Genomic DNA, 13,515 nt, shown 5'->3' with positions numbered 1-13,515 from the left:
AAGACAAGCAAAATAGGAGTGGTATACGCTGTTATTAATATTAATTAACAATTGCGTAACAATAAGTATAGAGAGAGGTTATTGTTGAGGTGAATTTTTTTTGATGTGATGATCACAAAATTCTCTTTAAGCTGGCAAATAATAAGATTATGGATAATTAATAATGGTAATAAGGGGATGATTTAAGAATAGATAAGTGAGGCGATAAACAATAAAAAAGCCTGTTTTCACAGGCTTTTAGAAATACTTTAGCTTACTGTTAAATTACAGTTTGCCAGAGTTTGCTTTCAGGTATTTAGCAACGCCGTCTGGAGATGCGCCCATACCTTCTTGACCTTTTTCCCACTGTGCTGGGCAAACATCGCCGTGCTCTTCGTGGAATTGCAGTGCGTCAACCATACGGATCATTTCATCAATGTTACGACCTAATGGCAGATCGTTAACGACTTGGTGACGAACAACACCTTCTTTGTCAATTAAGAATGAACCACGTAGTGCAACGCCCGCTTCTGGGTGTTCGATGCCGTAAGCTTTGATGATGTCATGTTTGATATCAGCAACCATTGGGTATCTAACTTCACCAATACCACCATCATCAATTGGGGTTTTACGCCATGCGTTATGAACAAATTCTGAGTCCATAGAAACACCGATGATTTCAACACCACGTTTTTTGAACTCTTCAAAACGGTGATCAAATGCAATCAGCTCTGAAGGGCAAACAAAAGTAAAATCCATTGGCCAGAAGAAAATAACGGCAGGTTTGCCTTTGATAAATGAATGCAGGTTGAAATCATTAACAATCTCACCATTACCTAAAACGGCAGCAGCTGTGAAATCAGGGGCTTTGCGAGTAACCAGAACCATAATGTACTCCTGTAAATTGAAAGAGTTTAGAGGGGTTATATTCGTCATATTTCAAGTTGTAGCGTTGTTGACTGCATTGACTCGCACTAGCCTCATACTATTGTATGCTTCTAGTGACTCATTTACTTGTCGCCTAGCTACACTTCGAACTATTTAGAGTATGTACCCTGTTTTTAAATAATAACTACAGCATAAATAATCAATCGCTATTGATAAAGTTAAACAGAACAATCTATTTGATAGATTATAACTATTAACTGAATACAACAAAGTAGGATTATTTATGACTCCTTGTATGACGGCTTATTCTAATCAACTTTGAAAATGAATACTATGCTTGTTAACAAATCGTTACGAATAATATGATACGTTGACTTAGAATCTCTTTGGTTTATCAAATGTGATCTCAAAATATGACAAAAAGATGAACGTCAAAAGGGCTTTAAATGTATCAGTCATCGAGTTGATGATGCTGTGCTCTTTCTAGCAATTGTGGATAAAACTGCCAAAAAATCTCACTTAATTCATCATAATGAGTTTCAAGTACAATATAAGAGCCGGCTAGCGCACTTAATCGTGGCCTTCTTCTCGCCATTCCTTTCAATGTTTGAGCAATATAAGACTTATCAGCGTAACGAATTAACCAAGCTTGTGACCACAAATACTCGTTGAGCTCTTGAAATTTTTCAGGCGTTTGCCATAAATCAGGTTCAATAATATTTCGAGTTTGGATGACAAATTCAGTTAACGGTATATTTGGTTCGAATTTTAACCAATTTAAAGAAAGGAAATGATCCCAAAAAACATCTAAGGTAATCGGTGAAACGCGACGATATTCATCAGGAAAGAAAAGGCGAGCTTGTTTAACTAATGGATGAGTGTCAGTGAGTACATCGATACGCCTATGCATACGAATGCCCTCAATAACAGCTTGGCTGTAATCAGAGCTAGGTGTGCCTTTGACGTAATCTGCCATCATATTGCCTAATAGAGAGCTTTTTGCTCTAAAGGCCAGATGTAAGTGAGCAAGATAATTCATCTCATCATCATAACGCTTTTTGAATAAAAAAGGGCTTCTTTGTTGCACTGACAAGCGGGCAGCACTAGACTAGTCCGCCTGTTTTTTATGAAAGTAGTCGTTTAATTATGCGTGTATCAGACTTTACATTTAAGTTGCCAGAAGCTTTGATTGCTCACTATCCACAACCTCAACGCAGTGGTTGTCGATTGCTCTCTTTAGAAGGAGAGACAGGTGCTTTATCACACGGTATTTTTACTGATGTATTAGATAAAATAAATGCCGGTGACCTGTTGGTTTTTAATAACACTCGCGTGATCCCTGCGCGTATTTATGGTCGTAAGGCGTCAGGCGGTAAAATCGAAGTGTTAGTTGAGCGTATGCTTGATGAACATCGTGTTCTTGCTCATGTTAGAGCCTCTAAGTCACCGAAAGAAGGCGCTACGCTGGTGCTAGGTGAAGATGAAAGTGTACAAGCAACTATGGTTGCGCGTCATGATACACTTTTTGAAATTCGTTTTGATGATGAAAGAGATGTTCTGACCCTTCTTAATAGCATTGGGCATATGCCTTTACCTCCTTACATTGATCGCCCTGATGAAGAATCGGATAAAGAGCTTTATCAAACGGTTTATAATGAGCGTCCCGGCGCCGTTGCAGCACCAACAGCAGGGCTACATTTTGATGAGCCATTACTTCAAGCCTTAAAAGAAAAAGGCGTTGAGATGGCGTTTGTTACACTGCATGTTGGTGCAGGAACTTTCCAACCTGTACGTGTTGATAATATCGAAGAGCACACGATGCATTCAGAATACGCAGAAGTGCCACAAGAGGTGGTTGATGCAGTATTAGCGTGTAAAGCACGTGGTAATCGCGTGATTGCTGTCGGTACAACGTCGGTTCGTTCGTTAGAAAGTGCTGCGAAAGCAACAAACGATGCGTTAATCGCCCCTTTCTTTGATGATACCCAAATCTTTATTTATCCAGGTTACCAATACCAAGTTATTGATGCGTTGATTACTAATTTCCATCTACCTGAATCAACATTAATCATGCTGGTTTCTGCTTTTGCTGGGTATAAAAACACCATGAATGCTTATAAAGAAGCGGTTGAGCAAGCGTATCGTTTTTTCAGCTATGGTGATGCGATGTTTATTACGCGTAATCCTTTAGCTATCAATGAAAAAATCGGACAAGAATAAAGATTTATTATTTTTTTAACGGTTTTCTTCATTTTATGAAGTGTTATTTCAATTTTATGATTTAATCCCATTGACTAAGTATAGGTTTTTGTTGAAGTAACATATACAGCCGTCTAACAAATGATTAGAATGTGCTGTTTTTTATTGCGCATTGGACTGTTTTTCTGATGCTTGGAGGATGAGTGAAATACGAATTAGATAAAATCGACGGCAATGCTCGCCGTGGGCGCCTTATTTTTGAGCGTGGTGTTGTTGAAACACCCGCATTTATGCCTGTGGGGACTTACGGCACCGTGAAAGGAATGACGCCTGAAGAAGTAAAAGCAACAGGTGCGCAAATTCTTTTAGGTAACACTTTCCACTTATGGTTACGCCCTGGTCAAGAAATCATGAAATTACACGGTGATTTACATGACTTTATGCAATGGCAAGGCCCTATTTTAACGGATTCAGGTGGTTTCCAAGTCTTTAGTTTAGGCGCAATGCGTAAAATTAAAGAAGAGGGAGTTCACTTCCGTAACCCTATTAATGGCGAAAAGATTTTTTTAAGCCCAGAAAAATCAATGGAAATCCAATACGATTTGGGTTCTGACATTGTGATGATTTTTGATGAGTGTACACCATACCCTTCAGACTGGGATTATGCGAAAAATTCAATGGAAATGTCATTACGCTGGGCTAAACGTAGTCGTGAACGTTTTGATGAACTTAATAACAAAAATTCATTATTCGGTATTATCCAAGGTGGTGTTTACGAAGATTTACGTGATATCTCTGTAAAAGGACTAGTCGAAATTGGTTTTGACGGTTACGCTGTCGGCGGCCTTGCAGTAGGCGAACCTAAAGAAGATATGCATCGTATTTTAGAGCACGTTTGCCCGCAAATCCCTGCGGATAAACCGCGTTATTTAATGGGTGTTGGTAAGCCAGAAGATTTAGTTGAAGGTGTTCGTCGTGGTATCGATATGTTTGACTGCGTGATGCCAACACGAAATGCACGCAATGGTCATCTGTTTGTGACTGATGGTGTGATTAAAATTCGTAATGCAAAACATCGTTCAGATACATCAACATTAGATGAACATTGTGACTGCTATACTTGTAAAAATTATAGCCGTGCCTATTTACATCATCTTGATCGCTGTAACGAAATTTTAGGCGCAAGGCTGAACACTATCCACAACTTGCGGTATTATCAGCGTCTCATGGCTGAAATTCGTCAGTCTATTGAAGATTCACGTTTTGAAGAGTTCGTACATGAATTCTACGAACGTATTGGAAAACCCGTACCACCGCTAAATGGCAGTGCGAGTAAGTGTGATTAATGTATACGAGAAAGCCCAATTCTGTGTATGATATTGGGCTTATAACTTGAATATCGTCGATATCGACAACAATGAGGAAAAGTGAATGAGTTTTTTCATTTCTGATGCTGTTGCTTCTGCTGGACAAGCAGCGCCTGAAGCTAGCTTTATGTCTATTCTACCGATGTTAGTGATCTTTATTTTGATTTTCTATTTTATGATCCTACGTCCACAGCAAAAACGTACTAAAGAACATCGTAAACTGATGGATTCTATCGGTAAAGGTGATGAAGTTTTAACAACGGGTGGTTTAATCGGTCGTGTTGTTAAGGTTTCAGATAACGGCTATATCGTTGTTGCCCTGAATGAAACAACTGAAGTAACTATTAAACGTGACTTTGTTGCCGCTGTATTACCTAAAGGCACAATGAAAGCTATTTAATTACATTTCCCCAAAGGGAAAAGGGAACTGCCGTGCTAAACCGTTATCCTTTGTGGAAGTACCTGATGTTGATAGCCGCTATCCTCATCGGTCTGCTTTACGCACTTCCTAACCTATATGGTGAGGATCCGGCTGTTCAAATCACTGGCGCGCGGGGAACCGCCGCCAATGAGCAAACACTGGATCAAGTTCGATCTTTACTAGATAAAGAAAAAATTGAAGCGAAATCTATTGCACTTGAAAATGGTGCGATTTTGGCTCGCTTCAGTAACCCTGATATTCAGTTACGTGCCCGTGAAGTGTTGTTGCCTGCATTAGGCGACCAATTCGTTGTTGCACTTAATCTTGCACCTGCGACACCAAAATGGTTAGAAGCCATTGGCGGTGAGCCGATGAAGCTGGGGTTAGACTTACGTGGTGGTGTTCACTTCCTGATGGAAGTTGATATGGAAACTGCGTTAGGTAAACTTCAAGAACAAAATGTTGAGAGTCTACGTACCTTATTACGTGACGAAGGCATTCCGTATTCTTCTATCCGTAAAACGGATAATTATGGTGTTGAAATCCGTTTCCGTAACTCGGATGATCGCGCTAAAGCATCAGATTACCTGACTCGTCGTAACCAAGATCTTATTTTTAGAGATGGTGCAAATAACTCATTAAGAGCTATTTTTACTGACGAACGTTTACGTGATGCGCGTACTTATGCTGTACAGCAAAATATTACTATCCTACGTAATCGTGTTAACCAGTTAGGTGTTGCTGAGCCATTAGTTCAACGCCAAGGCGCTGACCGAATTGTTGTTGAATTGCCTGGTATCCAAGATACCGCTCGCGCTAAAGAAATCTTAGGCGCGACAGCAACATTAGAATTCCGTTTAGTCAATACTACTATTGATCCTTCCGCTTTAGAGACTGGCCGTATTCCGGGTGACTCAGAAGTGAAATATACTCGTGAAGGTATGCCAACTATCCTCTATAAACGCGTTATTTTAACGGGTGACCACATTACTGACTCAACCTCTCAGGCTGATGAATATGGTCAACCACAAGTGAGCATTTCACTTGATAGCGCAGGTGGATCTATTATGTCTAACTTTACGAAAGATAACGTCGGTAAACCGATGGCTACACTATTCGTAGAGTATAAAGACAGTGGTAAACGTGATGAGAACGATCGCGCAGTATTGGTGAAAAGTGAAGAAGTTATTAACGTTGCGAATATTCAAAGTCGTTTAGGAAATAGCTTCCGTATCACAGGCATTTCAAATGCGAATGAAGCACGTCAGTTATCACTGTTGTTACGTGCTGGTGCGTTGATTGCACCGATTCAAATTGTTGAAGAAAGAACGATTGGACCCACTTTAGGCCTGCAAAATATTACGCAAGGTCTAGAAGCGTGTTTATGGGGGCTGATTGCGTCTATAACCTTTATGATTATTTATTATCGTAAATTTGGTGTGATTGCGAGTACCGCATTAATGGCAAACTTAGTGTTAATCGTTGGGGTAATGTCATTATTACCAGGCGCAACACTGACCATGCCTGGTATTGCCGGTATCGTACTAACACTTGCCGTTGCCGTTGATGCTAACGTACTGATAAACGAACGTATCAAAGAAGAGTTACGTAATGGTCGATCAGTACAACAAGCAATCCATGAAGGTTATAAAGGTGCCTTCTCCAGTATTATTGATGCGAACTTAACCACATTGATTACAGCTGTGATCCTTTATGCAGTCGGTACCGGCTCGATTAAAGGTTTTGCTATCACAACTGCAATCGGGGTTGCAACCTCTATGTTTACCGCTATTGTTGGTACGCGTGCGATTGTAAACCTGTTGTATGGTGGTAAACGCGTTAAGAAACTGTCTATTTAAGGAGCACGTTGTGGCACAGGATTATACTGTTGAACAATTAAACCATGGTCGTAGAGTCATTGACTTTATGCGTTGGGACAACGTCGCCTTTAGTATTTCGTTTCTGCTTTTGGTAGCATCAATTGCTATCATTTCCGTGAAAGGATTTAACTGGGGACTGGATTTTACAGGTGGTACAGTAATTGAGATCAATCTCAGTCAACCAGCCGACCTTGATAAAATGCGTGATAGCCTAGATGCATCAGGCTTTAAAGATCCTCTGTTACAAAACTTTGGTAGCAGTCGCGATATTATGGTGCGTTTGCCTCCTGTTGAAGGACAGGCTGGTCAAGAATTAGGTAAAAAAGTTATTGATGTTATCAATGCTAAGGTTGATAACGACGCAGTGGTAAAACGTATTGAATTTGTTGGGCCAAGTGTGGGTAGCGAATTGGCTCAAACAGGTGCAATGGCGTTATTATCAGCACTTATCTGTATTCTTATCTATGTTGGATTCCGTTTTGAATGGCGTTTGGCGTTAGGTGCTGTTATTGCACTTGCGCATGACGTGATTATTACGCTGGGTGTGCTTTCACTGTTCCATATAGAGGTTGACTTAACCATTGTGGCGTCATTGATGTCTGTTATCGGTTACTCACTAAACGATAGTATTGTTGTATCAGACCGTATTCGTGAGAATTTCCGTAAAATTCGTCGAGGAACATCATATGAAATTATGAACGTTTCTCTGACACAGACATTAAGCCGTACCATCATGACATCAGCAACAACATTATTGGTTGTCTTAATGCTGTATATCTTCGGTGGTTCAATGCTTCAAGGCTTCTCTTTAGTCATGTTAATCGGTGTTTCAATTGGTACTATTTCTTCTATTTATGTGGCTTCAGCATTAGCACTGAAAATGGGAATGAAACGTGAACACTTGATTATACAAAAAGTGGAAAAAGAGGGTGCAGATCAGACAACACTCTTACCATAATAGAGCGTTTTTCTGATAAAACATCGCAAACACCCTGCCAGTGTATACTGACAGGGTGTTTTTTGTTCACTGAACAGGTACACTGTTTATGAGTATTGTCAAAAGTAGGAATAACTATGCATTGCCCATTTTGTGGAGCCGTAGATACCAAGGTAATTGATTCCAGACTTGTTGGTGATGGTTCACAAGTGCGCCGTCGTCGCCAATGTCTTGTTTGTCATGAACGTTTTACGACCTTTGAAGTAGCAGAACTTGTAATGCCTCGTGTTGTGAAAAGTGATGAAATACGTGAGCCTTTTGATGAAGAGAAACTCCGTCGAGGCATGCTTAAAGCATTAGAAAAACGTCCAGTCAGCTCGGATGATGTTGAGGCTGCGATAAGCCATATCAAATCACAATTAAGAGCAACCGGTGAAAGGGAAATACCTTCAAAAGAAATTGGCAATTTTGTTATGGAACAACTTAAGAAACTAGATAAAGTTGCATATATCCGTTTTGCTTCTGTGTATCGTAGTTTTGAAGATATTCGAGATTTCGGTGAAGAAATCGCAAAATTACAAGATTGATACTGCGCTTTATTGAATGATTTGAAAAATAACGATAAATAATAAAATTACATGTAATTATTATGACAAACAACAACAGCAACAATCTAAGTGAAAATGAAAGTCTGCATGATGAACACTATATGCGCCGAGCCATTGAGCTTGCAGCATTAGGTCGCTTTACAACATCACCTAATCCGAATGTAGGTTGTGTAATTGTAAAAGAAGGCGAAATTATCGGTGAAGGTTATCATCATCATGCTGGCGGTCCACATGCAGAAGTGAATGCGTTGAAAATGGCCGGTGATAAGGCAAAAGGGGCAACAGCCTATGTTACGCTTGAGCCTTGTAGTCATTTCGGTAAAACACCACCTTGCGCTGATGCTTTGATTAATGCGGGTATAAAGCGCGTTGTTGCTGCGATGCAAGATCCTAATCCTCAAGTTGCAGGACGAGGATTACACAAATTATTATCAGCCGGAATTGATGTTTCACACGGTGTTTTAATGCAAGAAGCTGAAAAACTTAACATCGGTTTTTTTAAACGAATGAGAACGGGCTTCCCTTATATCCAGCTAAAATTAGGTACATCTTTAGATGGTAAAACGGCATTAGCATCAGGTGAAAGTCAATGGATAACCTCTAAAGCATCTCGTCGAGATGTACAAAATTTCCGGGCTCAAGCTAGCGCTATTCTAACGACAAGTGCAACCGTAGTTGCTGATAATCCTTCTATGAATGTACGTTGGGATGAGCTTTCAGATGAAATCAAAGCGATTTATCCAGAAGAAACGCTACGCCAACCTATTCGTATTGTCGCCGATAGTCAAAATAGAGTGACTGAAAACCATAAAATCACTCAAATTGAAGGCGAATGTTGGTTAGCACGCACGCGATCTCATCCAAATGATTGGCAAGGCAATGTTTCAGAAATTCTATTACCAACGAATGCTAAAAATAGTGGCGTAGATTTAGTATTACTAATGATGCAATTAGGGCGCCGCAATATTAACACCGTATGGGTTGAAAGTGGGGCGCATTTTGCAGGAGCCTTATTGGAAGCTGGGCTTGTTGATGAACTTATTATTTATATCGCACCTAAAATTTTAGGGAGTGATGCGCGAGATTTATTTGTACTTTCTCCTCTTTCCTCATTATCTGAAGCGCCTGAATTTAAAGTAGATTCTCTTCAACAAATTGGCTCTGATATCAGAGTTTGTTTAAAACCTCGTTATTAATAGACGCAAATAAGTGTGTCTACGGCGCTATTTGTAGTAAAATGGCGCCGTGTGTGTTATTTCCTGTCGTTACGACATCGTTATCAGCCAACTAAATACCTTGATTTATCAAGGATTTTTGGCACCCTTGCTGTGTAATAATAAAACAGAGCGCAGTAAGGGAAAGAATATGATAAAATCCGCGCCCCGCGGATAGGAGAAAAAGGTAACCTATGAACGTAATCAAAGGTGTTGTCGCGGCGCCAAATGCACGCGTAGCAATTGCAATTGCCCGTTTTAATAACTTCATCAATGACAGCCTACTTGAAGGCGCGGTTGATGCATTAGAACGTATTGGACAAGTTTCTTCTGAAAATATTACCGTCGTTTGGGTTCCAGGTGCTTACGAGCTACCGTTAACAGTTAAAGCTTTAGCTGAAAGCGACAAATACGATGCAGTTATCGCGTTAGGTACTGTTATCCGTGGTGGAACCGCACATTTTGAATACGTTGCTGGCGAATGTAGCTCTGGTTTATCTCAAGTTGCAATGCAAAGTGAGATCCCTGTGACTTTTGGTGTTTTAACCACTGAAAATATTGAGCAGGCTATTGAACGCGCTGGAACCAAAGCGGGCAACAAAGGTGCTGAAGCTGCAATGACAGCACTTGAAATGATCAATGTACTTAAAGCCATAAAAGGCTAATCATCTGTTTTAACTAAAGGGGAATTTTGTGAAACCTGCTGCTCGTCGTCGTGCTCGTGAGTGTGCTGTTCAGGCTATCTACTCATGGCAATTATCCGGAAATGACATCGCGGATGTGGAATTGGAGTTTTTATCCGAGCAGGATACCCAAGGTGTAGATATTGCTTATTTTCGTGAGCTTTTAGTGGGTGTTGCCATTAATGCAACACGTTTAGATAAGGCAATGGCGCCTTATTTATCCCGCCAACTTGAAGAACTTGGTCAAGTTGAAAAAGCAATTTTACGTTTAGCAATGTTTGAACTAAGCTTCCGCGAAGATGTTCCTTACAAAGTTGCGATTAACGAAGCGATTGAACTGGCTAAGGTATTTGGTGCTGACGATAGCCATAAGTTTGTTAATGGCGTGCTTGATAAAGCAGCACCAACAGTACGACGTAAAAAATAACGTTTTTTCACGTTTCCTCTATGGTAAATAATTCAAGGCCGGTATTTCCGGCCTTTTGTTTAATAAAACGAGTTTAGTAGGCACAGCTAAATAGGAAATTGATAATGCCTTGTGGTGAATTCTCCCTTATCAAACAATATTTCACGTCACAGCCTGTAAAACGAAAAGACGTAAGTACAGGTATTGGTGATGATTGCGCAATATTGACAGTACCTGAAAAGCAGCAAGTGGCGATTAGCACCGACACTTTAGTCAGTGGCATTCACTTCCTTCCTTCTATCTCACCTGAAGATTTAGCGTATAAAGCATTGGCTGTAAATATTAGTGATTTAGCCGCTGTGGGGGCTGATCCTTCTTGGGCATCTCTGGCATTAACATTACCTGATACAAACAGTGAATGGCTTGAGGCTTTTAGTCGTTCTTTCTTTGCATTAGCAGATTATTATGCAATCCAGTTAATTGGCGGTGATACGACTCGTGGACCTTTAAGTTTAACAATCACAATACAAGGACTAGTTCCTCAAGGAACGGCATTATTGCGTTCTGGTGCAAAAATAGGTGATTGGATCTACGTTACGGGCTTTTTAGGGGATAGTGCCGCAGGGCTTGCCGTATTACAAAATAGATTACAGCCAACAGAAAAAGAACATAGTGATTATTTTGTTGCAAGGCATTTACGCCCTCAGCCTCGTTTATTGCAAGGCCAAGCATTGCGTCATTTAGCGACATCTGCAATTGATATTTCTGATGGGTTGATTTCGGATTTGAATCATATTCTCACAGCTAGTGGCTGTGGTGCGCGTTTAAATTTAGACTCATTACCTTATTCACCTGCGATGAAAGCCGAAGTCAGTGAAGAACAAGCGGAGATTTGGGCATTAAGTGGTGGTGAGGATTATGAATTATGTTTTACAGTACCAGAGATCAATCGAGGTGCGTTAGAGATCGCATTGGCGCATACAGGGGCTGACTTTCATTGTATAGGGCAAATTATGCCGATTGCTGAAGGGATCCGTTACTTACGTGATGGTAAAGATGTACACCCTAATCTTAAAGGGTTTGATCACTTTAGTGATGCTAATGAGTAACCTTACTTTAATCAAAAGGCGCTTTATTCGCGCCTTTAAGAATATTGGTAATATCTAACTTTATGTTTAAATAGATTATTAATAATCTTCTATCTTAGCTTTTCTTCACAAATTCAGATTTTAATTTCATTGAGCCAAAGCCATCAATTTTACAATCAATGTTATGGTCGCCTTCGACTAAACGGATACCTTTTACTTTAGTACCAATTTTTAGCATGGTTGAACTGCCCTTGACTTTCAGATCTTTGATCACGGTGACGGAGTCGCCATCTGCCAATAAGTTACCGTTGGCATCTTTAACTACTAACTCATCATTATCAACCACAGATTCAGCATCGTTCCACTCATGAGCACACTCAGGGCAAACATACATTGCACCATCTTCATAGGTGTATTCTGAATTGCACTTAGGACAAGAAGGTAATGACATAATAATACTCTCAAATTTTATCAAAATGGGAAGTGATTAATCGTCACAATGAGGATAACACTTGCCCCATAAATTAAAGGACACATTATCGTTTAAGAGTGAAAATTCTAAGCAATTCCCTTAATGGTATTGCCTCTGATAATGCGAAAGGGCGATAGTATAATAGATTTGATGTAAATTTGCATCTTTCACAGGTTGTGACATAAAGAATTAGGAAAAGTTGGTTAGATATAGCGAGTTAAATAGAAAATAATGATAAATAAAAGTAGTTTTAAATATTATCTAACTTAATGATATTAAGGTTATAAATTTATAAATATAACTAAAAATAAATGCTCTCATCTTAAAAGAGAGCATCATCAATAATAGTATTAATCTTCTTGTCGTGATTTTACAAAATTACTCACTGAGCCACGCTCTATCAGTTTAGGTGTAAGCACCAAAACATTGTCATCAGCATCGATATTTTCCATACGATGCAATAATTGGCTGACAGCGAGTTTACCCAATTCGTCTTTGGGTTGGTGAATGGTTGAAAGAGGGGGGATCATATAAGAGGCTAGATCGATATCGTCATAACCTATGATGGAAATATCATACGGTACGCGCAAGCCTTTTTGATAAATAGCTTGGTAAGCACCAACAGCCATTGCATCATTACAGGTAAAAACTGCTTGTGGTCGTACAGGAAGTGAGAGCAGTTTTTGCATTGAACTAAATCCACCTGCGAACTCAAAATCGCTTGTTAATACAAACTCTTCTCGAATGGTTAATCCTGCTTTTTGCATGGCATTGTAATAGCCTTGCAAACGATGTTTTGCCGGGAGTTTATCTTGAGGGCCTGCAATACAGGCAATTTCGGTAAAGCCTTTTTCAACCAGATAATTGGTGGCAATTTCTCCCCCGAGTAAGGAGTTGTCTTGAATAATATCTCCGCCGTATTCAAACGGAGACCAATCCATCATCACCATAGGTAAACGAGGATAACGATTTAGTACTTCATGAGAGGGTGCTCGGGCTTCTGTTGACATCAATAATAAACCGTCAACACGTTTTTGCAGTAACGTTTCAAGGCTACTATCCATGCGCTCATAATCCCCTTCCGTGTTGCATAAAATTAAGCTATAGCCTTTTTCGTAGCAACTACGTTCAACACCGCGTACAACCTCGGCATAAAAGGGATTACTACTGGCTGTTACTAACATACCAATAGTATGAGTACAGTTCATTTTTAAACTACGTGCTAACGCTGAAGGGGCGTAATTCAAGGTTTCAATAGCTTCATTCACCTTTTTACGGATGCCTTCGCTAACATAACGATTGTTATTGATAACGTGAGAAACCGTTGATGTCGAAACGCCCGCCAAACGGGCGACATCTTTCATTGTTGCCAA

General features: G+C 39.9%; 14 protein-coding genes. 10 read left to right on the top strand and 4 right to left on the bottom strand.

The window, feature by feature from the left end:
* Positions 1 to 264 precede the first annotated feature (264 nt).
* The gene (locus tag GWJ05_RS05470) at positions 265 to 867 is read right to left on the bottom strand and encodes a peroxiredoxin C (protein ID WP_036911731.1); all 603 of its coding nucleotides are present in this window, start codon (positions 865 to 867) and stop codon (positions 265 to 267) included.
* A gap of 451 nt (positions 868 to 1,318) precedes the next feature.
* Positions 1,319 to 1,906 carry an acyl carrier protein phosphodiesterase gene (locus GWJ05_RS05465; protein WP_036938675.1) on the bottom strand — a complete coding sequence of 196 codons (588 nt, stop codon included), beginning with the start codon at positions 1,904 to 1,906 and terminating at the stop codon, positions 1,319 to 1,321.
* 107 nt (positions 1,907 to 2,013) lie between these two features.
* On the opposite strand from GWJ05_RS05465, the gene queA reads away from it, so the two are divergent.
* From queA to thiL, 10 genes are all read left to right on the top strand, one after another.
* The gene (gene queA, locus GWJ05_RS05460; RefSeq protein WP_036932923.1) at positions 2,014 to 3,087 is read left to right on the top strand and encodes a tRNA preQ1(34) S-adenosylmethionine ribosyltransferase-isomerase QueA; all 1,074 of its coding nucleotides are present in this window, start codon (positions 2,014 to 2,016) and stop codon (positions 3,085 to 3,087) included.
* Between the two features lie 182 nt (positions 3,088 to 3,269).
* Positions 3,270 to 4,412 (top strand): tRNA guanosine(34) transglycosylase Tgt, encoded by a 1,143-nt coding sequence (tgt, locus tag GWJ05_RS05455; RefSeq protein WP_036932921.1) that lies wholly within the window; start codon positions 3,270 to 3,272, stop codon positions 4,410 to 4,412.
* An 85-nt stretch (positions 4,413 to 4,497) separates the two neighbouring features.
* A complete protein-coding gene (gene yajC, locus GWJ05_RS05450) occupies positions 4,498 to 4,833 on the top strand; it encodes a preprotein translocase subunit YajC (protein ID WP_006535133.1) in 336 nt (111 codons plus the stop codon).
* A gap of 32 nt (positions 4,834 to 4,865) precedes the next feature.
* Positions 4,866 to 6,713 carry a protein translocase subunit SecD gene (gene secD, locus GWJ05_RS05445; RefSeq protein WP_072024185.1) on the top strand — a complete coding sequence of 616 codons (1,848 nt, stop codon included), beginning with the start codon at positions 4,866 to 4,868 and terminating at the stop codon, positions 6,711 to 6,713.
* Positions 6,714 to 6,723: 10 nt separating this feature from the next.
* Complete coding sequence (secF, locus tag GWJ05_RS05440) at positions 6,724 to 7,692, top strand: protein translocase subunit SecF (RefSeq protein ID WP_036932918.1); 969 nt, start codon at positions 6,724 to 6,726, stop codon at positions 7,690 to 7,692.
* Between the two features lie 116 nt (positions 7,693 to 7,808).
* Positions 7,809 to 8,258, top strand: a complete 450-nt coding sequence (nrdR, locus tag GWJ05_RS05435) for a transcriptional regulator NrdR (RefSeq protein ID WP_006535128.1) — start codon at positions 7,809 to 7,811, stop codon at positions 8,256 to 8,258.
* Between the two features lie 62 nt (positions 8,259 to 8,320).
* A complete protein-coding gene (gene ribD / locus GWJ05_RS05430; RefSeq protein WP_196738616.1) occupies positions 8,321 to 9,475 on the top strand; it encodes a bifunctional diaminohydroxyphosphoribosylaminopyrimidine deaminase/5-amino-6-(5-phosphoribosylamino)uracil reductase RibD in 1,155 nt (384 codons plus the stop codon).
* A 212-nt stretch (positions 9,476 to 9,687) separates the two neighbouring features.
* On the top strand, positions 9,688 to 10,158 hold the full coding sequence (gene ribH / locus GWJ05_RS05425; RefSeq protein ID WP_036932916.1) for a 6,7-dimethyl-8-ribityllumazine synthase: 471 nt from the start codon (positions 9,688 to 9,690) through the stop codon (positions 10,156 to 10,158).
* A 28-nt stretch (positions 10,159 to 10,186) separates the two neighbouring features.
* Positions 10,187 to 10,603 carry a transcription antitermination factor NusB gene (gene nusB, locus GWJ05_RS05420; RefSeq protein ID WP_036932915.1) on the top strand — a complete coding sequence of 139 codons (417 nt, stop codon included), beginning with the start codon at positions 10,187 to 10,189 and terminating at the stop codon, positions 10,601 to 10,603.
* Positions 10,604 to 10,707: 104 nt separating this feature from the next.
* Positions 10,708 to 11,691: a thiamine-phosphate kinase gene (thiL, locus tag GWJ05_RS05415; RefSeq protein WP_036932914.1), complete on the top strand. Its 984-nt coding sequence runs from the start codon at positions 10,708 to 10,710 to the stop codon at positions 11,689 to 11,691.
* 94 nt (positions 11,692 to 11,785) lie between these two features.
* Here the strand turns inward: thiL and GWJ05_RS05410 are convergent, their stop codons facing one another.
* Both GWJ05_RS05410 and rbsR read right to left on the bottom strand, forming a co-directional pair.
* A complete protein-coding gene (locus GWJ05_RS05410) occupies positions 11,786 to 12,121 on the bottom strand; it encodes a zinc ribbon domain-containing protein YjdM (protein ID WP_036932912.1) in 336 nt (111 codons plus the stop codon).
* 371 nt (positions 12,122 to 12,492) lie between these two features.
* Positions 12,493 to 13,515: a ribose operon transcriptional repressor RbsR gene (gene rbsR / locus GWJ05_RS05405; protein ID WP_180978776.1), complete on the bottom strand. Its 1,023-nt coding sequence runs from the start codon at positions 13,513 to 13,515 to the stop codon at positions 12,493 to 12,495.

Origin of the sequence: Proteus sp. G2626 (assembly GCF_009915985.1) — a bacterium.
GTDB lineage: Bacteria > Pseudomonadota > Gammaproteobacteria > Enterobacterales > Enterobacteriaceae > Proteus > Proteus vulgaris.
Note: the sequence above shows the minus strand (reverse complement) of the source record. Positions and strands in the feature narration are given on the sequence as shown.